Below are 26842 nucleotides of genomic sequence, written 5' to 3' on the forward strand. Positions count from 1 at the left end.
CCTTAACTCAATTGTTGTACATGTCTTGTTACTTTAGGCTGATAGCTTCGCAGTTTTTGCATCGCCGAGCCGTGATGTTCAGGGTATACTTCTATCATTTCTTCCGGTTTTTCCTCCGGCTCTTCCGCCTGTTTCATCATGACGAACTGATTCAACGGGCCGCCGAGCAATCGTTCAAGCGCCGCCATTGCTTCCGGCGCTTCAATTGATCCGACTCCCGCCTGTTTCATCCGTTCTTGATATTCGGCAGATGATACGATTCCGACACTGCCCCAGTAGCTCCAATTCATCACTGCCGCCGAATACGGCCGAACTTGAGCCAAATGAGCGGCAAAGGCATCTTTGAAACTGCATCCGGCAGCATAATTGCTTTGTCCGGCCGCTCGTGCAAATGATTGAACAGATGAGAAGAACAAAGCAAAGTCCAGCGGCTCATTTTGGAACACGCGGGCCATATTCACGCTGACATTGACTTTTGCAGCGAGCACGCTTTTAAAACGGCTTTCCGGCATATTTTTCAGGCTCTGATCCTCTAAAACAATTGCGGAATGGATGATTCCGTTAATTTGCGGGTGCGTGCGTTTGATCGTTTCATACGCCCGTGTGAGCTCATTCGGATTTGCCGCGTCAGCTTCAATATAAATCGGCGCCGGGCCGAATTGGCTGAGTCTGTCGATTTTTTCCTGGATGGCGCTGTTATGTTTTCGTCTGCCGATCCAAACGACTCGCGCCTGATATGTTTTCACGGCATATTCGCTCCATGCCTCGCCGATGCCCCCCGCGCCGCCGATGACGACATAAACGCCGCCTTGTTGGTAAGCGGGCCGGCTTGACACCGGCTGCTGTACAGGAATAAGGCGCTGTTTGTACCAGTGATTGTTCCGGTACGCCCATGTATTGCCTTGCTCATCAAACGGCGCTGAGAACAGCTCCGCCTTTGAAACATCTTCCGGACATCCGGCATCAATCAGCCTTGTTTGCCAGTTCGGATACTCTTTTGCGAGCGAGCCGACCAAACCGTGAATGCCTGCATGAGCCGGATCAATCATGTCCGCCGGCTGTACGGACTGTGTTTTTATTGTGACTGCAGTCAAGCTGATTCGCTTGCCTCCATATCCTAAAGCAAGCATGGCCTTAATCACTCTGTACATCTGGATGACGCCCGTATCCTGAGCTTTTACCATGTCATCAGCGCTGTGAAAAGGAGCGATCCATACGATATGCCCGAAAGACCCTCTTGCTTTCAGTTCAGCCGCAACAGCCTCTATTTCATCCTCCGGGTTGATATGAAGCCGTTTCGCAGAAGGATGATGCAATTGAAAAACCGCGCTTTCCTCATCCCCCGCGATAAAGACAACCTCTTCCGTCTTATATGCCGGGCTTTGATCACGGAATTCCGCGAGATCCCACACCGGAGCCAGAAGGTTTGCTCCATTTAATGATGTTTCCGGCGCGGGGCCTTCCATCATTCTGGAAGAAATCCCTTTAATTCTGACACAGACCCGGCCGGTCTCATCGCATAAGTCAATGTCCAGCCGCTGTATTTTTTCATCCGTTCCCCGGGAGCTGACATACGCCCACATGCTTGTCGTGCACGGACTGAAAATGTCCAGTTCTTCAAGGGCGAACGGCAGTGACAGCTGGTTATCATCTGCGTGCAGCTTCAGACCGATTGTCGCTTGCAAAGCTGAATCAAGCATACACGGGTGAAGAACGTATTGATCTGCCGTTTCTTCGAGGAAGGAAGGCAGCCGGAGCTCAGCTAATGCTTGATTGCTTCCGATATGAATGTGCTGAATTCCTTGTTGTGCTGGACCGTAGTCAATGCCGATTTTGCTGAATAAGCCGTAACACTGTTCAGAAGTCAGTATACTGAGGCCGCATTGAGCTTTCAGTGCGCCTATATCACGGTGCGGAGCCTCCCCGGCGCTGAGAATGCCGGCAGCCCCCTGACAGTGTATCTGCCTGCCGCTTGCTTCTGTTTGTGAATCCGTGTAAATGTCATACACGATTTCACCGTTTTCCCTCGGGTTCAGGCTGATTTGCGCTTCAATCGGGCGGTTTCCCGCTTCGATCGGCCGAACCCAAACGATGTTTTTCAGGCGGGTGACAGACGGACGTTCCTTTTGCCCTTTGACTGCCTGAGCAACCGCCGCCCTAGCCATTTCCAAGTAGGCGACGCCCGGCATAACCGGCTTGCCTTTAATAAGATGATCGGTGAAAATCGTCTCTTGTCCCGTAAATTCGGATCGGTACCGCTGCTCTGTTAAATCTGATACATTTTCGTGAAGCAGCGGGTGCAGCACCCGCGACGTCGGCACAGCTTGCGGTTTCTCTGCTTTCGGCCGATTGTCCGTGATCCAGTACCGCTCTTTCGCAAACGGGTAAGCAGGAAGACTCATCCGTTGGGGCTTGATATCTGAATATAAGCCGTCCCATTTGATATCCGCGCCCTGCACCCATAATTCCGCAAGCTTATCATTCTCTCGGCGGCTTATCAGCTCTTCGATATCCGCTTCGCCGTTTGCGCCTGCCAGAATGGATTTCAGGGAGGTTTTACCCGCTTTTCCTTTATAAATGCCCGCTATATCATAACGTCCTTTCGCACAGCTCTTTAGCTTGTCCCGCAGTTCTTCGGCCGAGGAAGCGATAATAGCCGCTCTTTCTTCCATCGCGTCACGTCCCTGCTGAAGCGTGTAAGCAACATTGGCAAGATCCGCATCCGTAAAAGAAGCTTGCGCCAGCTGCTGCGCCTGTTCCTGCAGACGCTCTTCTTCTTTGGCCGACAGCACAAAGATTTGAGGGTGTGTGAAAACAGCTGTTTTTCTTTCTTCCTTCGGGATATATTCTTCAATGACGACATGGGCGTTTACGCCGCCGATGCCGAAAGAACTGATTCCCGCACGGCGCGGCAGATGATTGCCGTTTTCGTCCTTTAATGCCGTCCATTCTCTTTTTTCCTGTACGATGTAAAACGGACTGTCTTTCAGCTTGATATATGGGTTGATGACCTCGCTGTGGAGGCTTTTTGCAAGTGTTTTATGCTTCATCTGCATCAGCACTTTGATCACACCCGCGACACCGGCTGCCAGTGACAGGTGGCCGATATTGGTTTTGGCCGATCCCAGACCGCAGTGACTCGCGTAAACGGCGGAATCGCCTGTTTTTTCGTACAGCTTTTGAAAGGCGGATTTCAGGCCGTTGATTTCGACCGGATCGCCAAGCTCCGTTCCGGTTCCGTGCGCTTCTATATAAGTGACGGTTCTCGGATCAATGCCTGCTTTGTCATAAGCCGTTCTGACGACTTCCGCCTGGGCTTTCGGGTTCGGTGTCGTCAAGGAGTTCGCGCGTCCGCCGTGGTTGACCGCGCTGCCTTTGATGACACCGTAGATATGATCGCCCGCTTTTTCCGCTTCTGACAGCTTTTTCAAAAACAGAATTCCGGCACCTTCACTGACGGCAAATCCGTCCGCCCTGTCGGAGAACGTTTTACATTTCCCTTCTTTGCTCAGCGCACCCGCTTTGTCATAAGCGATGTGGCCTTGCGGAGTGACGACGGTATTCACGCCGCCGGCGATCGCCATATCGCAGTTCCCGTTTTCAATGGCGCATACGGCGTGATGAATCGCGACCAGCGAGCTGGAACAAGCCGTGTCGATCGGTTCACTCGGCCCGTGCAGATTAAGCATATAGCTGACGCGGTTCGGCCCCGCTGACGGACTCATATTTGCGGCTGACGCACCGCCGATATCCAGGTCGGAAAACAGTGAGCCGTATCCGGTATTCCCCGTGCCGATATACAGGCCTGTTTTCGTGCCGGAAAGGCTTTTAGCGGAATATCCCGCATCTTCTATCGCTTTCCACGCATACATCATTAACAAGCGTTGCTGGGGATCCATCTGTTCGGCTTCCAGCGGTGAAATTCCGAAGAACAGCGGATCAAAATCCGCAACTCCGTCAATAAATCCGCCCCACTTTACATTTGTTTTGTTGGCTTCATTAAGCGGGTCACCGTAATACTCACGCCAGTCCCAGCGATCCGCCGGAACCTCTGTTATACAATCTTTTCCCTCTTCTAAGTTGCGCCAATACTCATCAATATTTGCGGCCTTCGGAAACACTCCGCTCATGCCGACAATAGCGATCGGTTCCGGTTTATGTTCAGCCGCAGTCTGAACAGGCTGTACGGCAGTTTTTGCAAATCGTTTGTTCCCTGCCAGTCTGATGCCGCCATCATCAGTTACGCCGCTTTGTTTTTCTTCTTTCGGCTGTGTGCTGCCGGCAAATTGTGTTTGATAGTCTTCTGCTAAATGATGCGCCAGGGCTTGAATCGTCGCATATTCAAAAAATACGGTCGGTGTCAGATCAAGCTGATAAGTGTCATTCAGCTTGTTGGCGAATTCCGTCAGCGTAATGGAATCAAATCCGTATTGATTAAACTCCAATTCGATATCGATTTCTTCAATGTTTATTTTCAGAAGCCCGGAAACCTCTTTTGCCAGCAATTCCTGAAGTTTTGCCGTCAGGTCTTTCGGCACAGCCGTTTCATCCGTTTTCTTAACCGGTGCAAAAGCGGCTGCAGGAGTCTTTTGAAGCAGCTTTTCCCGCATTACGGCGCGGTTTCCTTCCATGACGAGCACGCTTGTTTTCCCCGTGCTCCATGCTTTGTAAAGAGCTTCTATTCCGGTCTCAGTGCGCATCGGCGTTACACCGGTTCTTTTTTCGGTGAGCTTCGCCATTTCTTCATTGACTTGCATTCCGCCGTCTTTCCAAAGCGGCCAATTGACCGACAATGTGTGACCGTGGCGGTACATTGCGGTAACCAGTGCGTTGCGGTATGCCGCATAGCTGTCCATAAATGCGTTTGCCGCCGCGTAATCCGCCTGTCCCGCATTCCCGGTGACGCCGGAAATGGATGAGAAAACAATGAAAAAGTCCAGCGCTAAATGCTCGGTTGCTTCATCAAGGTTGACAAATCCGTCCGTTTTAGGAGCCAATACACTGTAAAACTCTTCGGTTGTTTTCTTTGCGATATACTGATCTTTCATCACACCCGCGCTATGAATGATGCCGTGAAGGCCGCCATATTCCGTTTCAATTGTTTTGACCAGGTCTGCCGCAGTTTGAGCGTTTGTTACGTCAGCCTGCTTGTATTCCGCTTTTGCTCCGAGTGATTCAAGCGATTGCAGCTGCATCCGCTGATTCTCGCTTAAAGCGGAACGGCCTGTCAAAACCAGTGTCGGCTCTTTGACTTTGCGGGCGATTTCTTTCGCGAAAATAAAGCCTAAGCCCCCGGCTCCTCCGGTAATGAGATAAATGCCTCCGTCGTTCCACGGAATGCGTATTTTGCCGCCGGACACGGCCGTTTCTTTGACATCTGCGCTGTATCGGATGCCGTTTTCATATTTGACATGGCTGTCATCAGCCCGTGTTTTATTTTCTCTGATGATGTCTGTGATTCTTCCGTTTTCCGCCGGTTCTATTTCAATCAGCTGGGTTTTCAGTTTTACATGTTCCAGGCCGGCTGTTTTTAACAGAGCTGAAATCCCTGAGAGCAGCTGATGCTTATCAGTTTTAGAGAGAACCGTCTGGATGAGGACGTCTCCATCCGTCTCTTCCTTCAGCAGTTTTTGCAGCGTCTCCAATATCCGTCCTGTATAATCACGGAAGCGCGCCGCCGCTTTCCCATGCTGGGAGGTCATTTCAATACATTCAGCTCCCGCGGCTTCAACGGCTTGTTTCAATCCGGCGTCTGTGTCACAAACCAACACGATATGCCGGGCAAAAACCGGTTCCGTTTGAACGGCGGTTTTATCGCTTCGGCTCCATACCGGCTCAAGCATGAGCGTTTCCGGAGCTTTTTCTTTTTTCTCAGGTTCTTTTTCAGCCGTTCTGAATGACAAACCTTTCAGCCTTACGCAAACCTTGCCGTTTTCATCACAAATATCAAGATCGCGTTTTTCAATCTGGCCGGCTTTGTGGTCTTCAGAAAGTCTGGCGTAAACCCACATCTCGGCAGCGCATGCGCTGAATACTTCAAGCTCCTGAACCGCAAACGGAAGCATCAGTTTTTCATCATTTGTTCCGGTTAATATGCTTGATGCCTGCAATGCAGAGTCCATTAAGCCCGGATGCATGACATACTCCTGTACCGTGTCCGCACAAGCCGCATCAAGTGACAGTCTGCCCAATACGAAATCATCACCTGTATAAATCGCTTTGACACCCCGGAAAGCCGGGCCGTAATCAAAACCGATTTTGCGGTACATATCGTACACTTCATCTGCAGAAAACGGTGTCTCGGCGGATTGTGATCTCAGCTTTTGGAGATCAATGACCGGAGCCTCGGCGTCAGGGCGGACTGATACTGCCCCTTGGCTGTAAACGGACGGCTGATCTGTGTCCCGGCCGCTGTAAATGTCGAATTGAACGTCATTTGCCGTTTCAGGAATGAGACGGATGTTGACATGAACCGGCTCGTCTTCAATGGTGATCGGCCGCACCCAAACCGTATTCTTAAGCTTGACGCTTCCTTGTCCGGCCGGAACTTCAGATGCCTGTTCCATTGCTGCGCGCGCCATTTCAAGATGTGCCACTCCCGGTAAAATCGGCACGCCTTTTACAACATGGTCCGCAAGGTAAAATTCTTCTCCTGTATAGATTGAACTGAACCGCTGTTCTGCAAGGTTTGAAGTATTTCTGTGCAGAAGCGGATGAAGCGCGTCTTGTTTTCCGGCAGATACAGTTTTTGTTTTTTCGTGTTTTCCGGTATGTTTCGCCGCCCAATAACGGTCTTTTGCAAAAGGATACGACGGCAGGCTCATACGTTTAGGCGGCCGGTCTCCATACAGCTTCGCCCAATCGACGTTCAGCCCTTTGACCCACAATTCAAGCAGCTTCGCGTATTTGCCGCGGGCCATCCATTTTTCAACGGCTTCTTGAATTTCTTCATCTTCCGTCAGCATTTGCAGCGTGCCTTTGTCTATTCTTCCTCTGTACAAGTCCGCGTGCTTATCTCCAGTGATAAACTGTGACAGTTTTTCCTGCAGTTCTTCTGCGGATCCGGCAATAACCGCCAGGCGTTCTTCCATGGCGTCCCTTCCGATTTGGAGGGTATATGCCATAGAAACGAGGGAGGATTGATCGTACCGTTTTTCAGTAAGCGCACGTTTCAGCTGTTTTGCCTGCTCTTTCAGGCGTTTTTCATTTTTGGCGGACAGAACGAAAAGACATGGATCGATATGAGAATCATCTGCTTCCTCTCTGTCTTCTGGGATGTATTCTTCGATGACGACGTGGGCATTTACGCCTCCGATGCCGAATGAGCTGATGCCCGCGCGGCGCGGCTGTTCGTTACCGCGTTCGTCCGTCTGCGTCTTCCATTCCATCGTCTCCCGCACCAGATAAAACGGGCTGTCTTCAAGCTGAATGTACGGATTTACCGTCTCACAGTGGAGACTTTTTACTAGTGTCCGATGCTTCATCTGCAGCAAAATTTTAATAATGCCCGCTGCCCCCGCGGCAAGGGATAAATGGCCGATATTCGTTTTGACCGACCCTAAGCCGCAATAGCCGGCCGCTTTCTCTTTTCCGTCTGTAAACGAGCTGAACGCTTGTTTCAGGCCGTTAATTTCAACGGGATCTCCCAGTTCTGTTCCGGTGCCGTGCGCTTCGATATAAGAGACTGTTTTCGGATCAATGCCCGCTTTTTTGTATGCGGCTTTAATGACTTCCGCCTGTTGTTTCGGGTTAGGCGTTGTTAAAGATGCCGCGCGGCCGCCGTGATTCACCGCGCTTCCTTTAATGACGCCGTAAATGTGGTCCCCATCCGCCTCAGCGGCTTTCAGCTTTTTGAGGAAAAAGAGACCGGCTCCTTCACCATGGGCAAAACCGTCAGCCTGATCAGAGAACGTTTTGCATCTTCCTTCTTTACTCAGCGCGCCCGCTTTATCAAAACTGATATACACATCCGGAAGAACAATCGTATTGATTCCTCCCGCCAAAGCCATGTCGCACGTCCCTTCTTCAATTGAAGAAACGGCATGGTGTATGGCAACGAGCGAGCTTGAGCAGGCGGTATCAATCGGTTCGCTCGGCCCGTGCAGATTGAGCGTATAGCTGACACGGTTCGGTCCGACAGACGGACTTGTATTCGCCGCGGATGACCCTTCAATCTCCGCATCGGCATTGGCTAAAAGAGAACCGTAGCCGGTATTTCCGGTCCCGATAAACACACCTGTTTTTGTGCCTGAGAGACTCTTTGACGCATATCCGGCATCTTCAATCGCTTTCCACGCGTGCGTCAGCAAGAGTCGCTGCTGAGGGTCCATTTGCTCCGCTTCCCGCGGTGAAATCCCGAAAAACAATGGATCAAATTCAGCAATTCCGTCAATAAACCCGCCTTGGTTGACGTTTGTTTTATTGGCTTCTTTTGCGGGATCCCCGTAATAGTCCCGCCAGTCCCAGCGGTCTTTCGGAATCTCGGTCATGCAGTCTTTGCCTTCTTTCAGGTTCTGCCAGTAAGCTTCAATGTCTTCTGCCATCGGGAAAATCCCGCTGATGCCTACGATTGCGATCGGTTCCGGCCCTTGGTCCCGCTGCACTGTCTGCGGAAGTGTCTCAGGCAGAGTGCGGCGTCGCTTAACGGCCGGGCGCGTGATTTGAGTCTCTTTTACCGGTCTTGCCGATTGAACCGTTTTTGTATTTACCGCAAACCGTCCGGCAAATTCCTCTTCGTATTCACTGATTAAATGAACGGCAAATTCATGGATTGTCGGATGATCAAAGAAAATCGTCGGCGTTAATGTAAGCCGGTACGTTTTGTTTAACTGGTTCGTAAACTCAGTCATCGAGATAGAATCCAGCCCGTATTTTGTCATTTCTTCATGAGGATCAATTTTGTCAATGTTTACTTTTAACAGTGAGGCCGTCTGCTGTTTTAACAGATGCTTCACTTTTTCAAGCAGGCTGTCAGCATCAATGTCATGACGTACGCCGGTCTCTGTTTCCGGATGATCATTCTCTTTGCGGAACAGTTTTGCTTTCATGTGTTTCACATCTCCTTCAAGAACCGTCATCCGGGCTGTCCCGCTCATCAAGCCTTGATATAAAGCCTTGATGCCGGCATCTGTGCCGAGCGGTGCGATTCCCGCCTCCTGCATCAGCATATCTTCCGTCTGCTTTCCTGCCTGCATTCCGCCTTCTTTCCATAACGGCCAGCTGACAGAAAGCGTCTTTCCGTATCTTTGTCCTGCGGCTTGTAAAGAACGGCGGTACTCGGCATACATCTCCATAAAGACATTTGCAGACGCATAATCAGCCTGGCCGACGCTTCCAAGCACACCTGATAAGGATGAGAAGACAATAAAGACATCTAATTTCTCATGTTGTGACGCTTCATCAAGATACACAAGGCCCTTCACTTTCGGAGCGAGAACGTGTTGGTATTCCTCTGCCGTCTTCTTCACCATGTAGTTGTCTTTTATAATGCCGGCACTGTGAACAATCCCGTCCAGCTTGCCGTGCCGTTTGCGGATATTGCGGATCAATCGGTATACTTCTGCTTCGTCCGTGACATCGGTCTGCTCGTAGAAAACAGAAGCGCCGGCAGCACGTACTGTTTCCAGCATGTCTTTCTGCTTTTCTCTGAGAGCGGACCGGCCGGTTAGTATGATGACGGTGTCTTTTGTACGGTTTGCGATCTCTTTTGCAAAAATCAGACCTAAACCTCCCGCACCTCCTGTAATGAGATAAACGCCTTCGTCTTTCCACGGAATGTCCGGCTCCGCTTGAGGTATATCCATTTCTCCCCAATCAGCGGCAAAGCGCTTGCCGTTTTCATATTTCACATGGACGCTTTCGGCATGCATACGGTTTTCGGACGCTTTTTCCGCTATGCCTTCAGCACTTTCTTCCTCCTCGGCTTCGATCATTTGACAGATCAGCTTGGAATGTTCAAGGCATGCGGTTTTGAAGAGTCCGGTAATGCCTGAGAACACCTGCTGTAAGCCTGCTGACCGCGTAACAGCCTGAAGAAGAACGCGGCCCATCGGCTTGCTTTTCATTATGGTTTTGATATGGTCAAACATCTGACCCGCATAAGAATGATACCGCTCTGCAATAGATGCGGGACGATCGTCCAAGATAATGACGCTTGCATGTTCAAGCTTTGCTTCCACGGCCTGTTTTACAGCTTCATCGTACTCACAAAGGAAAATGATATGCTCTTCATACGAAGGCTCGTGGTCCGCCGGTTCCGGCTGCTCTTTCCAGACCGGTTCAGCGAGCAATGTGTCCGTACGGCTGACCGAAATGCCGGCACCCGCGTTTTCTTCCATGATCCGCGTTGAGAAACCTCTCATCCGCACACAAAGCCCGCCGTTATTGTCATATAGATCAATATCGGCTTTTTGGATAGGATCGCCGGCTTTATTGTTCGCACTGAATGTGACGAGCACCCACATATCATCAGCGCACGGCTTCAGAACGTCCAGCTCCTCTAAAGCAAACGGCAATGCGGCTTTGAATGGTTCCCCGCTTTCTGCAAGCAGCGCTCTCGTCACGTTTTGTAAATATTCGGCGGCCTGAAGCGCACCGTCCATTATACTCGGATGAAGGATATAATCAGCTTTTGTATGAGAGACGGATTCAGGAAGCTTCAATTTAGCAAGCAGCCGGTCTTCTCCTTTGTATACAAGCTGCACCCCTTTGTATCCGGGCCCGTAATCAGCACCGATCATTCCTTTGTAAAACGCTTGAGATTCGATTATTCCCTGTGTGCACCGGCGCTTCAGCTGCTCAATATCCGCCGCTTCCTCCGGTTCCTTCCGGATGATTTCAGCGATGCCCTGATTATAAAGAGGAGCTTCTTCACCGATAGAATCGTTACCCCCGTACATTCTGTAATGAATCTGTCCGTCCTCTTCTTCATAAAGTCCGATATGGACACGGACAGCGTCCTGATCGGCTATCACCGGGCGGACCCAAACAATATTCTTTAAGCGCAGGCCCAGAGATTCCTCTGTTGCCCCGCCGATGCTTTTCTCCGCCGCGGCCCGTGCCATCTCAAGAGTAACGGCAGCCGGCACGATCGCCATTCCTTTAATGATATGCTCGGCAATAAAATACTCTTTTCCCGTGAATTCCGAACTGAACCGCTGCTCCTGCAAGACAGATGTATTCTGATGTACCAACGGATGCAAAAGTTTGGTATCCGTTTGCTTCACAGTTTCCTCCGGCCAGAAGCGCTCCTCTGCGAACGGGTAGGTCGGCGCACTGATTCTTTGCGGCGCGGAATCCTGATACAATAAGCCCCAATCGACACGCGCTCCTTCAACCCAGAGCGCCGCGAGTGCTTTCAGCTTTTCATCCCGTGTCTGACATGACGCAAGCTCTTCCATCTCCTGAGCTGACACTTCTCTGCTTCTCACTTTTTCGCCCCGTAAGATGTTTTGGTCATTGCCGTTGATAAAATCCTGCAGCTGACGCTTCAAATCGTGACGATCATGACTGATAAAAACGGCTCTCTCTTCCATCGCTTCACGTCCGGTCTGATACGTAAATGCCAGATCATGCAAGGAAACATCGTTTTCGGCTTCATCCAGAAAGCCGGATAAACAAGATGCATAGGCAGTAAGACGCTGCTTATTTCTCGCTGACAGCGGAACGATAAAAGGCGGCTGTCCGTCCTTTGATCCGCTGATCGTTTTGTTTTCGTACTGTTCAAAAATGGCGTGGGCGTTTGTTCCTCCGAGTCCGAATGAGCTTAACGCTGCGCGGTGCGGCGTCTCTCTCTCCGGAAGCGGTTTTCGCTTATCCGCCACATAAAACGGCGAATCGCTGAATTTGATATTCGGATTCGGTGAGGTGTAATTAATGGTAGGCGCCAGCTCTCGATGATATAAACTCATGGCGACTTTGATGCACCCGGCCAGACCTGCTGCTGTATCCAAATGTCCGATATTCGTTTTTACGGAGCCGATCCCGCAATACTGCTCCCGGTCCGTGTAACGTTTATATACTTGCTGCAGCGCGGACATTTCAATCGGATCACCCAATGTCGTTCCTGTGCCGTGCGCTTCGATATAGGAAATCGTCTCCGGGTGAATATTCGTGCTGTCTAAAACATGCTGGATGACGTCAGTCTGGCCTTTTACACTCGGTGCGTAAAAACCGACTTTATCCGCTCCGTCATTGTTCAGACCGATGCCTCTGAGCATGGCGTATATGTGATCTCCGTCCTGAACGGCTTGTGACGCCTTTTTCAGCAGAATGACGGCCGCTCCTTCTCCGCCCGCCATACCGTCGGCTGAAGCGTCAAATGCCTTGACATGCCCGTCGCTTGAAAAATTCAATCCGTTTTGGTGCACATAGCCGATGCCGGCCGCTGCATGCAGAGTTGCTCCGCCGACGAGCGCGTATTCTGATTCTCCGCTCGTTATGCTTCTATAGGCTGAATAAAGACCGACTAATGATGATGAGCAATTGGAATGAACGAAATAGCTTGGCCCTTTTAATCCGAGCTTATGGGAAACCATCGTCGGAATCGTGCCGCTCTGCGCTAACACCCATGACACATAGCCGTCGGGAGATTCATGGCCTTCTGTCGTTTTTTCCGGCAAAAGCGACCGATACGAATTATTGCTTGCCGACATATATACGCTTGTCTTCGGAATCTCTTTTGATACATATCCCGCGTCCTCGACGGCTTTCCAAGAATGAAGCAGCAGAAGCCGAAGCTGAGGGTCCATAAATTCTGCGTCTTTCGGAGAAATGTGAAAGAACTCAGGGTCAAAGAGATCTTTTCCTTCTATCGTCGATAATGCCGGCACATAGTCGGGATTTTCGATCAAATCTTCAGGCACGCCGGCTTCCCGGAGTTCTTCTTCCGAGTAGAACCTGACGCTTTCTTTTCCTTCTCTTAACTGCTTCCAAAACTCATGATGATTTTTCGCGCCGGGGAACTGGCAGGAGATCCCCACTATCGCCACACTGTCTTCAAAGTAAGACGGCATCCCGTTTTGCGGTGTATGTTCTTTTTCTCTTTCATCTCGGCCGGACACCTCTGATTCAGCCGCCTGTTTTGTTTCAACAATAAATCGGCTGATCGCCTGAATAGTAGAGTGTTCGAATAAATCCGTGACGGTAAAATCGCATTCCAGCTCCTGTTTAATGCGTTCTGCCGCCGCAACAGCCAGAAGCGAGTCACCTCCCACATCGAAAAAGCCGTCTTCGATTTTGATGCCCGCCGTATTCAGCAGGTCTTCCCATATTGCGGTCACTTTCGCTTCCGCTTCTGATAACGGCAGTCTGCCCGTCTTTTCAGACCGGTGAACGATTACCTTGCGCTGTTTTAGGTCTTTGCGGTTCACTTTTCCGCTCGGTGTTAACGGCAGCGCATCCAGACGGATAAAATGGGCAGGCGCCATATAATCCGGCAGACTCGATAAAAGATGGTTGCGGAGCGCTTTTTCATCTGCCGTATGACCGGAGCGGGCCGTATAATAAGCAATCAGCTTTTTATGTCCGTTCTTTTCCTGAACAACTACCGCCTGATCAAGGATATCCGGATGTTCGCTCAATTTCGTTTCAATCGCTCCCAATTCGATGCGGAAGCCGCGGATTTTCACCTGACTGTCAATCCGGCCGGCATATTCTATATTTCCGTCAGGCAGCCATCTGGCCAAATCACCTGTCTTGTAAAGTTTTTCTCCTTCACTAAACGGATTATCAATAAATGATGCCGCCGTCAGCTCAGGCTGATTGTAATAGCCTCTGGCCAGACCGGCGCCGGCCACGCAAAGCTCCCCGGCCACACCGTCAGGAACGGGGCTGAGCTTTTCATCGACGATATAAAGCCGCGTGTTGTGAATCGGTTTCCCGATCGGCGTATTCCTGCTTGTGATTTCCTTTTGGCCGCAGCTGTAGTAAGCGGCATAAATGGATGTTTCCGTCGGGCCGTATATATTTTCAATTCTGGCATGTTTGAAGATGGAAACTGACTTTTTAACTAAATCTTTCGGAAACGCCTCACCGGCCACCATCACATATTTCACAGGGCCATCTTCTGTAAATGCCGTATGCCGCTTTACCGTTTCCAGAAATACATTAAACACGGCGGGCGCAAAATTCAGATGCGTGACCTGGTGGGTTTGGATGTATTCCATGCAAAGCTGCGGATTTTTTTCTGCACCAGGCGGCAAAATGACAAGCCGTCCGTTTCCGATAAACCAGCCGAATAATTCAGAAATCGAAACGTCAAATACGTAATTCGTTTTTAACAAATAGGCATCCTCTTGAGCGACCGGGTACTCAGCTTCTAAAAACTGCAGCGTATTCATGATGGCTCTGTGCTCAACCATGACGCCTTTCGGTTTTCCCGTGCTTCCGGATGTATATAGAATATAAGCGAGATGATGCGGTTTTGAACGCGGCGTCAGTTGTGCCCCGCTGACAGAACGTCCGCTGTTTTCAATTTCCACCGTGCTCACACCGCCGATGGCCAACTGTTCAATCATGCAGCGCGTCTTTTCCTGCGTTAATACGATCGAAACGCCGCTGTCAGTCAACACGTGCGCCATCCGTTCGTTTGGAAAAGCCGGGTCCAGCGGCACATACGCGCCTCCCGCTTTTAAAATGGCGAGGATGCCGATGACCATCTCAAAAGAACGCTCCGTACAAATGCCGACCGGGCATTCCGGTGTGACGCCCTTTTCTTGCAGGTACACAGCGAGCGCCGTGCTTCGTTCATCTAATTCGCGATATGTAAGACTGTTTTCACCGAATGTGACGGCTTCTCTGTCAGGGTGGCGTCCGGCTTTTTCTGCAAACACTTCATGAATGCAGCGCTCATTCGGCTGATGGGATGAACGGCTTGCTTCACGTTTTTGATTAAGCAGGCCGGAACATGCTTCAAAAGCGATCTCCGGATCAGAAAGCACCTTTTCTGCCAGTTTCATATAATGCTCCGCCATCCGTTCGATGAAAGAAGGGCTGTAGACATCCGGGTTGTACAGAAATTGCAGGACGGTTCCCGTTTCTTTTTTATAGACTTCAAGCGCAAGCTCAAATTCGCCTTCCTGATGAATGTCTTCTATCATTTCAATGCCGAGTGATTGATATAGTTCCGCCAGCTTTTCCGCTCCTTCTGTCCGGAAGAAGTTTTGATAGAAAAACGCGGTTTGAAAAACAGGCGACACCGCAGGCGAGCGTTCCGTCTTCAATTCTTTGACAAGCGCGGGAAACGGATACGCGGCATGGTCCAGCCCTTCTGCCAGTGTCAGCTGCAGCTCCTTCAAAAACGACGTAAAAGATTTGGCGCCCGTCTCCCTGCTTCTGACCGCGATCATATTAATAAAGTATCCGATGACAGATTCAAATTGAGCCTCAGAACGCCCCATCGTCGGCATGCCGACGATGACATCTTCCTGATTCGTATATTGATAGAGCAGTCCTTTAAAAATAGCGAGATACACAACGGATTCATTGACATTATTTTTTTGGGCGCAAACTTTAATCTGCCGGTTCAGTTCATCAGGAAGCAAGCGCTGATACGCCTGCCCCCTGCACGTTTGGACCGATGATCTCGGATAATCCGACGGAAGCTCAAGCACCGGCAGCGGTCCTTTCAGCTGCTTTTTCCAATAAGACAGATGCGTTTTTCCCGCTTCGCTTTCCAGCAGCTCTTTTTCCCATTTCACAAAGTCATGATAATCTGCGGCCTGCTGAAGCATGACAGGTTCTTTGCCTTCACTTGCTTTTACATAAGCGTCCAGCAGCGCCGACATAAACGTCATAAGAGAGACGCCGTCAAAAATGATATGGTGAATGGTAATTAACACAATCGGCTCCCGCTTCGCCCGCCGGAATACTTGAACACGCAGGAGCGGCCCGGTTTCAAGCGAGAACGGTTCTTTTGCTTTTTCTTTAATAAACGAAAGAGCGTCACGCCCGCTTAATTCGGAAAGATCCATTTCTTCAATCGGAAAATGCCGATCCGTATCTTCTATCTGATACGGAAGGCCGTTTTCCTCTTTTATCACACTGGTCAAAATAGGGTGCTGGCGCTGCACGGACAAAAGGGCATTTTTGAATGTCTCGACATCCAGCTTTTGAAAACGAAAGCATAACGGAATGTTATATGCGCTCATCTCCGGAAACATTTTCTGAAGCATCCACAAACCTTTCTGGCCTTCAGAAAGCGGACGTTTTGCAGTTGTCCGCTTGAAAGCCTGAAGCTTTTGTTCTACTTCAGCGATGGTGAGCGTTCCTGATCTGTAGGCATCGAGAAGTTCTTTATGATTCATAGGTCTTACTCCCTTCTATGATGTCTTGCACTCTTTTAAAATCTAATGTCCCCTCAGAGACCTGTTTCATCATGGAGATGATCTCCTGATCCGTATACTCCTTGTTATCCGGAGCGGCGGCTTCTGTTTCGGTTTCTTCCGTTCGGTAAAACGTTTCGATCGCTTCTTTATGTTCTGTCAGGTAATAGCTGATGACGTCTCCGAGCGTGGCATAGCTGTAAAATAACGCCGGAGTGACTTCAATGCCGTAATGACTCGACAAAAGAGCGGCAAATTTGGCTAAATAGATGGAATCAAATCCGAATTCCGCCCAGTTTTTATGCAGGACGAGTTTATCTTTGGATATTTTCAGCAGACTGTGTATCAGCTCTTTCAAATCCGCTTCGAGCCGTTTTTCCGTGCTTTCTTCCGGAATGCGGCGGCTCACGGTTTCCAAAAGCGCATCCGGTTTTGATGAATCGTCCCGCCGTATGCCTAAAAATCGTTCGGCACGGCTTCTCTCGCCGGCAATGACAAGGCACTGGGTGTTGTCTTGAGAAATGATGCGCTCAAAAAGCTCAATGCCTTCATCTGTTTCTAACAGGCGCTGACCGCTTGATTTCAAGTACATGCCCGTCGTCTCTTCACCGCCGACGGCCATTCCGCCGTTTTTCCAAACCGGCCAGTTTATGACAAAAGCGTTTCCGCTTTCTGATTGTTCGTTTTTATAGCGGGCATACGCCATTTGGAACCTGTTCGCGACCGCGTAATCACAGCAGCCGAAATCGCCTAAAACAGCCGATGTGGATGAAAAGTAGCAGATGAAATCAGGCGTTTCGTTTTTCAGCCACTCGTCAAGAAGCAGGCTTCCGTTTATTTTCGGTTCAAGCGTACTGCGGAAATTCCCGATTTCATTTTCAAAGACGGATGTTCTGCTTTCGATGCCCGCCGCATGAATGACGCCGTGAATGGCTCCGAATCGTTCTTTCGCGCGCTTGATGCAGTCGCCCATTCCGATCGGATCACAAACATCGGCTTCGGCGTAAAGAACACCCGCACCGAGATTTTCCAGGTCTTTCATTTTTTCTTTCTTTTCTTCATTGATCGGCGACCGCCCCGTGAGAATGACATTTGCCTGGTAGTTCCGGGCGAGATGGCGGGCAAATAAGTAGCCGAGCCCTCCTAATCCGCCTGTAATGAGATATGTTCCGCCGGTTCTGATCCTGCTGTTTTCTTTCGTTAGTCCGGTTGGTTCGGTGTGATAGACATATCGTTTTCCCTCTTCCAAGAAAACGGTATGGTCTGTTTCAGCTTTCAGCTCGTCCCAAATGGTTCTCATCCAGTCCGTTATGGCCGCACCGGCTTTTCTGAAGTGGCCGGTAACACTTGTTTTCGGGAGAACAATGCCGAGCGAACGCTCAAAGCCGATCCATGATTCCAAGTAGCACCTTTCCAGACCGGATGCATATTCCCCCGCCAATAACAGCCTTTCCGGCTGCAGACCGGTCTCAGCCATTGCTTTAAGAATATGAACGATACATGAATAATCTTCGATGCAGCTTTTATCTTCAAGCGCCCATAAATACAAAATGGCAGAAGCCTCACCGTACTCTTTTTGAATATCCGCAAAAGCGTTCACATATGATTGCGGATCTTCCCGCACCACTTGGCAGCGGCCGGCGGACAGAGCCTCATACCGGTCTCCCTGAGCGATAAAAATAACGTCAATGTCACTGTCATACGATTTGACCACAGAGACGGCTTCCTGCTGCTTCTTCTGATCAGATAAGAAAGAAATCACCGTTTTGACTTGCTTTGCTCCGGCAGCCGGCAGAGCCTGTTCTTTAAGAACTTCTCTAAAAGCCATTACTTCAAATTGTTCCGCCGGATCACTTTCATCAGCCGGCGCGTTAACGGGTGCGGCCTTGCTTTGTACAGGCTGCTGATGCCAGAAGCGTTCTTTCGCAAACGGATAAGCAGGCAGGCTGATGCGGGCCGGAGGACGGTCTCCGTATAATTTCGCCCAATCGATGTCCAATCCTTTTACCCAAAGCTCAAGCAGCTTAGAATATTTCCGTTTGCTGATCCAAGCGTCTATGATTGTTTCCATATCATCATCCGCCGAAAATACGGCAAGCATCCGTTTGTTTTCTTCCGTGCCGTCACGGTGCAGTCCGGCGCTGTTTTGTCCGGTGATAAATCCATTCAGTTTTTCCTCAAGTTCATGAAGTGAATGGACGATAAAACCGAGACGCTCTTCCATCGGCACCCGGCCCGTCTGGAGAGTAAAGGCTATGCTCATAAGGTCGCTGCCGCTGTATCTTTTTTCACGGATGGCGTCTCTGAGCTGTTTTGCTTTTTCAGTGAGCCGTTCGCTGTTTTTCGCGGACAGGACGATGATGGCGGGCTGATCTGCCGGCGTCTCATCAGGCTCTTTATCTGCCGCATATTCTTCTATAACGAGGTGGGCGTTTGCTCCTCCCGCGCCGAAGCTGCTTAACCCCGCCCTTCTCGGAAGCTCTCTGCCGCCGATGACGGGACGTTTCCACTCACCAAGCTCCTGCTGAACGGCAAACGGCGTATACGCGAAATCAATATTCGGATTCAGCTGTTCCGCGTGCAGGGACGGCGCAATTTGGCGGTCTTTGAGCTGGAATAGTATTTTTGTCAGACCCGCAATGCCCGCGGCGCTTTCACAATGACCGATATTTGATTTTGCGGAGCCGATGGCGCAAAACTGTTTGTCTGTTGTATCCTCTTCAAATGCTTTCGTTAATCCGGCGATTTCAATCGGATCTCCTAATGCGGTGCCCGTACCGTGGGCTTCAATATAACTGACGGTGCGCGCCGGGACGTTTGCCCTTTGGAAAGCTTCTTTTATTAAGGCGGCCTGCGCATTCGGATTCGGAACCGTGTATCCGTTCGTTTTGCCTCCGCTGTTAATGGTGCTTCCTTTAATCACACCGTAAATGTGATCGTTGTCGGCAATCGCTCGGTCTAACGGCTTTAACACGACCGCGCCCACCCCTTCTCCGTCGACAAAACCATCCGCGCGGTCTCCGAACGATTTGCACGTGTCGCTTGCGGAAAGCATGTTCATGACTGACAGATTCATATAATGGATCGGGTCGGTCACTATGTTTACGCCCCCGGCAATCGCGCATTCGCTTGAACCGCTGTATATGCTCTCAAGCGCCAGATGAATGGCCGTCAAAGAAGAGGAGCAGGCTGTATCAACGGCAATGCTCGGCCCTTGGAAATCAAAAAGGTAAGATACCCTGTTGGCAATGGACCAGTAGCCGTAGCCTGTCGGGTAGTTTTTGTTCATCGCGCCGGCAAAAACACCGATTTTTCTGCTTTGGCACAGGTTGTCAGGCGTATAGCCGGCATCCTCGATACTCGCATACGCCGTTTCTAAAAATAATCGCTCCTGCGGGTCCATTCGCTCTGCTTCCAAAGGAGAAATCTGAAAGAACAGCGGATCAAACTTGTCCATATCCTCAATGAAGCCGCCCCATTTCGTATAAATAGAGCCTTCTTTACCTTTCTCTTCATCGTAGTAATCCTGCCAGTTCCAGCGTTCCCGCGGGATTTCTTCTATGCAGTTTTTTCCTTTTTTAATATTAGCCCAAAGCTCAGCCGCTGTTTTTGCCTGCGGGTAGCGTCCTGAAACACCGATGATGGCCACGTCGCGAACCGAACTTTGCCGGACGGTCTCTTTGGCTGCCCGTTTTTCCCTCCGCCGCCAGTCAGTGCGAAGCGGCTTAGCCGGCTGTACAGCCTGCGGTTCTGGTGATGCCTTCCGTTCTTCCTGAACAGGCGTTTGTCCCGTCAGTTTGATCATCGCGTCTTTTTTCGTTTTGATTAAGTGAGCGACGAGCGCCTCAATCGTCTGATATTCAAAAAATAAAGTGCTGCTGACTTGGTCCAATACATTTCGTAACGCGTTTGTCAGCTGTACGACGACGATAGAATCAATTCCGTATTTTTCAAGCGGCGCTTTCGGATCAATTTGAGCCGGCGGAATTTTTAATGTTTCTCCGATTAACGTTTTCAAGTACTCGGTGCTTTTTTCTGTTAAAGACGTGTCGCCTTTTTGCACCGTTGTTTGCGCCTGAAGTTCCGGCGCTTGTGCTGCTTTTGGCGGAGCGGTCCGTTTTCCGGCCCCTGCTTTAAGCGTTTTTTGGCGGACAACGCCGTTGCTTTTTGCCGCTATAATCTGATGGCTTAATTCATGTGCCGCTTCTGCCGGGAAGAAGACAGAATGCCAGCCTTCACTTTCTAACACGCGCTTCCAGCTTTCCGGATACAAGCCCGGGCACCCCGGAATACGAAGGGCGGAATCTTCATGCAGCCACCAGCCTTCAAGCAGTCCGAAAGTAATATGCGGGAACAGGCTGTTTCCCGCCATTTCATTTAAGAGCAGCAAACCGTTGTCTTTTAAAACGGCTTTGGCGTTTCTCAGCGTCTGGCGGATGTCTTTCGTCGCGTGGAGCACATTGGCCGCAACGACGATGTCGTATGCGCCCGGCTCTATGTCCTGGCCGGCAAGCGGCGCTTCTGCGTTAAAAAGCTGATACGTCAGATAAGGATTCCGTTTGCCGTATTCCGTCTCCGCATGCACGAGAAAAGCTTTTGATACATCGGTGTAACAGTATTCCTTTATATGGTTTTGATACGGCCTAAGCTTTTCAAATATGCCTGCGCTTGTGCCGCCTGTGCCCGCTCCGATTTCCAGTATGCGGATCTCGGCTTTTGAATGTTTGCTGATGTTTTCTTTCACATAAGCCGTTAATGTATCTGACAGGGCGCTGTTAAAGTAATCCGCGACTTGATTGTGCTTATAAATTCCTTCAACAAGTTCCATTGAAGAGTGCGGGAACATGATGTCTGTCGCTGGCACTTCTTCCCGCAGAATGTCCGGCAGTGCTTTAAGCATCGTCTCGGCTAAAACAGTCATCGCTTTTGTATCGGCGTTATTGAGCCATTCCTCTTTTTCCCGCTCCCATTTTTGCCATAGCGAGGCGGTTGTGTTTTCGGCTTGCGCCGACAGTTTATATGAATCCGCATTCCCTTCCAGATAGCCATGTTCCAGAAGGAAAGCGATCGTTTGATTGAGCCATTTTTTAAAGTATTCGTGTTCGGGCTCATACGCTTTAAGGCTTTGCGGCGTCAGCAAGTCTGCTTCTTTAAGCTGGGCGATCAAAAGCTGATACAGAAAATCATCGAGCTCCTGATGGTCAGCCTCTCTAACAAGAAGTGCGCCGGGCGGAGCGACCTTCGGCTGTTGTGAAAAGACAAGCGGCTGAGGCGGATAAACGGAAATCTTTTCTCTTTCATTCATCCCTTCGACTGCGACCGGTTTGGTCGTATGAATGAAGGCCGCCTGATCAATCGGCAGCGTCATAAGGGTTTCAAGCGCCTCCATTGCAGCGTCCGGTTCGATCAATCCCAATCCGATCTGATCCATCAGCTGAATAAAATCACCGTCTTCAGCCGCTTCGCTGTTGCCCCAATAGCCCCAGTTCATCACTTTGACCGGACAATTCCATGTCTGATCAAGTTCCTTCGCAAATGCGTCACTGAAAGCGCATCCTGCGGCATAATGGCTTTGTTTCACGTTATGGATAAATGCCACAAGCGAGGAGAAGAAGAGCGCAAAGTCAAGCGGCTCCCGTCCAAATACCTCCGCCATGGACACACTTACATCGGCTTTTGCCCGCAGCACCGATTTGAACTCTTCTGTCTTCATATTATTTAAGCTTTGCTCAGACAGATCCATTGCCGAGTGGATGATTCCGTTCATTTTTGTGTGGCGCTCTTTTATGAACTGATAAGCCCGCTCTAAGGAAGAACTGTCGGCGGCATCGGCGGAAACATATTCAGGCGCCGGGCCGAATGCGCTGAGCCGGTCGAGTTTCGCCTGTATGGAATCATTCAGTGTGCTTCTTCCGATCCAAATGATGCGTGCTTTGTAGCGGCGGATCATGTATTCACTCCATGCCTCGCCAAGATATCCGGCGCCTCCGATCACGGCATAAACCCCGCCTGTTTGGTACAGCGTGCCGTTTTTCGGCATATTGTCAAGCGGTATCAGCTGCCGCTCAAACAGCTGTTGATTGCGGTACGCCCAAATTTGACCGTTTTTCCCGGCAGAAAGACTGAGCGCCTCTTCGATCGGCCAGCTGCCGTCCGTTTCTGTGTCAATCATGCGGATATACCAATGCGGATATTCTTTCGCCATTGTTCCGGCAAGTCCGCTGACTGCGGCTTGTGACGGGTCGGCGCTGTCTTGATCCGAAAACGGCTGGGCATTTGCTGTGACGATGCACCAGTCCAAACGTTTTTCTCCGTACCCTAAGGCAAGTAATGCTTTCATCAGCTTGAACACATGAAGAACGTTCCTTTCCTGTTCCTTGAGGCTGTCAGCACTCTCAGCCTGCGGAGCAAGCCAAATGATTTGCTCCAGTTCTTTTTGTCCTTCAAGCATGTGCGTAAGAGATGTGATATCATCCGTGCTTCTGATCGGATAATAGGAAGCGTTCGGCAGATGTTCTTTTATGCGCGTATGTCTCGAATCCGTTCCGCCGAATACTGCCGTCTGCTTATCCACCGCTGCTTCCCCGGCTTTTTCAAGCGCAACAGGCTCCCAAGCCGGAATCAGCATCGTATGGCCGACAGGCGCCTCCGAGGTTTCTCCGCCCGCTGTTTGGCCTGTGTCAAGCGCCCGGACGGACGCCCCTTTCATCCGGACATAAACCGTACCGGCATCATCGCACATATCAATATCAAATTTTCTTACGCTGTCATCTGCTTTGCTGCCTTCTGTGTACCGGATATAAGACCAGATATGTTCAGGGCACGGTCCGAACACTTCCACTTCCTGCATCGCAAACGGCAAAGAAAGCTCGTGGCTTTCTGCATCGTCATGTATAGAGCGGACAAGCAGCCCGACAGAGGCGTGAAAAGCGGCGTCCATCATACTCGGGTGAAGCGTATACTGTTCTTTTTTGTCATGTACGGCAGCTGGGAGTGAAATACGGGCCAATAATCGGTCTTCTCCAAGCAGCAACTGCTGTACGCCCCTGTATGCCTCTCCGTAATCCAGACCGATCTTCTCAAAAGCACCGTAACATTCTTCCGCAGTCACGATTCCTAAATTGCAGGAAGTTTTGACAGACTCGATATCTATCTGGGCGCTGCCCGGTTCGGTAATGACCGCTTCACCCTGGCTGTGAATAACCGGATCTTCGTCGTTTTCTGCCTCACTGTATATTTCATAGGTAATCTCACCATTATCTTCTGGGTAAAGGGCAATATGTATTTCTTTCGGTTTGTCTTCAATCATGACCGGACGGACCCAAACAACCTGCCTGAGTGTGACGCTATGGCCTTTTTCCTTCACGGCAGCGGCCTTTTTGACCGCCTCTGCGGCCATTTCCAAATAGGCGACACCCGGCAGTATTTTTTGTCCGTTGACGACATGGTCAGATAGGAAAAATTCATCTCCCGTAAAAAGAGACGTGAAGCGCTGCTGCGAAAAATCTGACGTATTTTCTTGTAAAAGCGGATGCAGCACTGTGCCTGACGGGCTTTTCTCCTGTTTTTTCTGCTGCGGAATCCAATAGCGTTCTTTTGCAAACGGATACGTCGGAACGCTTGTTTTACGCGGTTTATATGAACCGTACAGCTTATTCCAATCTACTGTTTTCCCTTCTGCCCATAACTCGGCAAGCCGTATCGGATCATCCGTCTCGGGAGCGGGTTCGCTCAGTTCCGGCAGCTCGGCTTGTCCGCGCCAAAGACCGGGGATGTTTTCGTTTCCTTTTACGAAATCATTCAGCTTTTCTTTCAAGTCGCGGGTGTCATTTACAAGGAAGACAGCTCTCTCCTCCATTGCTTCACGTCCTGTCTGAAGAGTATAAGCCAGTTCAGACAGCACCGTCTTTTCTGAAAGCGATCGGGCTAGTTTTTCCGCATAGGCTAGAAGCCTGTCTTTATTTCTTGCTGACAGCGGGATGAGTTTTGCTGCCTCGTTCTCAGGTGCTGGCGCTTTTTGTTCAGGCTGAATGTATTCTTCTAAAATGATATGGGCATTCGAACCTGATGCACCGAAGGAACTGAGTCCGGCCCGGCGCGGATAATGTGTGACTTTACCGTTTTCTTCGGCTGCCGGCTGCTTCCACGGAGCAGTCTGCTGCTGTACGTAAAAAGGAGATCCCTCAAATTTCAGGTAAGGATTTAATTCCGCAGAATGCAGTGATTTGACAAGCGTTTTGTGATGAAGCTGCAGCGCCGCTTTTGTTAACCCGCTGATCCCCGCCGCTGATTCTGCGTGACCGATATTTGATTTGACCGAACCGATGGAACAAAATTGCTGATCCTGCGTCCCTTGGCTGAACGCTTTTGACAGACCTTCAATTTCAATCGGGTCTCCTAACGAGGTACCCGTGCCATGGGCTTCCACATAACTGACGGTCCGCGGGCTGATACCTGCTTTTTTCAGACAGGCCTTAATGACTTCTGCCTGTGCAGCAGGACTCGGGACGGTAATTCCGCTTACTTTCCCGACGTGGTTAACGGCGCTTCCTTTAATGACCGCGTAAATGCGGTCGCCGTCTTGTTCGGCTTTTTCCAGCGGCTTGAGCAAGACCGCACCGACTCCTTCTCCGGAAACGTAGCCGTCCCCGCCCTCGCCGAATGTACGGCAGCGGCCGTCACTTGAGTGCATGCCCACGCTTCCGTAGCTGAGATATTTCGCCGGGTGCAGCGACAAGTTCACCCCTCCCGCAAGCGCGGCTTCACATTCGCCGCGGCGGATGCTTTCAATGGCCAGATGGACGGCGGTCAATGATGAGGAACAAACGGTATCCACCGCGATGCTCGGCCCGTGGAAGTCACAATAATAGGACACTCTGTTGGCGATCTGCGCATAATTCAGTGAAACCGGAAAAGGATCAGTTTCAGATAATTGTTCTGCGCCGATTAAGGAATAATCTTTATGCATCACCCCTGCAAATACGCCGATCGGATGCTGTTTCTCCCCTTTATTTCCCAGCGTTTCAGGCGTATACCCCGCATCTTCAATCGTTTCCCAGCATGTTTCTAAAAACAGGCGCTCCTGCGGGTCCATCGTTTCCGCCTCACGCGGTGAGATTCTGAAAAACTGCGGATCGAAGCAGTCGGCATCGTCAATGAAACCGCCCCATTTTGATACTGTTTTTCCTGACGGGGACGTTACGTTTTTATATGTTTGCCAATCCCATCGGGACTTCGGAACTTCAGTGATACAATCCGTGCCTGCCTTCAGGTTTTCCCAAAACTCCTCCACACTTTTCGCTTTCGGATAGCGGCCGGCCATTCCGATAATCGCGATGTCTCCGGTGTTTTTATGATGTTCTGGCGCGTCCGGTGCTTCAGCTTCAGACCGTGATGGTTCGGCTGCACGTTCCGCACATTCAAATGAAACGGTCTTTTTCAAAAAGGCTGCGAGTTCTTTTATATTTGTATATTCAAAGAGAAGAGTGGGCGCGAGGTCCGCACCCGTCTTTTTACTGATATCCTGTACAATCTCAAGCAAAGAAGATGAATCCAGCCCAAGCTCATAGTAGCCTGCTAGAACGTCCAGCGTCTCCCAAGGCTGACCAAGCTTATCAGCCAAAAGCTTCTTTAAAAACAGAATGATGTCTTTTTCATCTGTGCTTTCCGGCTCAGTTGCAGCCTGTTGATTCTGTTCGGCTGTATTCGCGTCTTCTTCGAGCCGAACCGCTTTTCCCGTAATGTTTTTAAGCTCCGCCACCTTTTGTCCGGATCGGCTGAAGTACTCGATCGTCATCGTTGTGAGTTCTTTTTCCTGACGGACGCCGGAAGCGGCGATACGCGCCGTGCACTCTGATTGCAGCCTGTCGGCGGCCGTGAACGATTCATAATATAAAGGCAGGTGAAGCCGGTTTGTTTCAGAAAGCAAACCGCTCGCCCCGATTCCGCTCGCATCCAAAAGGGCCGGATGGAATAAAAAGAAATCTTTTCCTTCTTCGCAAGAAAGCTCAGCCAGCATGCCGCCTTCTGTTTCATACAATCGTCCGTTCGATTTCATCATGCCGGAATGAACCAAGTCATGATCCAGGCAGCGGTTATACATGTCATCAAGATTCAGAGATCTGCCTGACTGCTTCACATCGCCGAAATCAATGGTTTCGTCAAATGTGACAGCGTCTCTTTTCACCATTTCAGCCGTCGCATATTGTATATTGTCTGACAGCTCGTCACCTTGCTGTTTCTGCCCTGAAAGGGAGATGAGCCACTTTCCATCTCCGCTATCAGAACATTGAATGGTCAGAATGATTGCAGCCGTTTCACTGACGGTTAAAGGCTGATAAATCGTAACGTGCTTCAATTCGAGCTCATTGTATACATAACCGTGTTCCTGAAAAACCTGATAAATCAAATCGATATAAGCAAGACCGGGCAATACCGCTTCACCAAAGACCATATGGCCCTTCATGATGGGATGATCCAGTGAGATATTGATTTTTTCCGATATCATTCCTTCCCACTCC

At 50.2% G+C, this 26842-nt stretch carries 2 protein-coding genes; both read right to left on the reverse strand.

Annotation, left to right across the window (positions count from 1 at the left end):
* Positions 1-2 precede the first annotated feature (2 nt).
* A complete protein-coding gene (locus G9F75_RS08490; RefSeq protein ID WP_167409048.1) occupies positions 3-16304 on the reverse strand; it encodes a non-ribosomal peptide synthetase in 16302 nt (5433 codons plus the stop codon).
* On the reverse strand, positions 16294-26829 hold the full coding sequence (locus tag G9F75_RS08495; RefSeq protein WP_167409049.1) for a type I polyketide synthase: 10536 nt from the start codon (positions 26827-26829) through the stop codon (positions 16294-16296). Before G9F75_RS08495 ends, G9F75_RS08490 begins: the two co-directional genes overlap by 11 nt.
* Positions 26830-26842: the final 13 nt, after the last annotated feature.

The organism is Bacillus sp. EKM208B, assembly GCF_011800725.1.
GTDB classification, from domain to species: domain Bacteria; phylum Bacillota; class Bacilli; order Bacillales; family Bacillaceae; genus Bacillus; species Bacillus velezensis.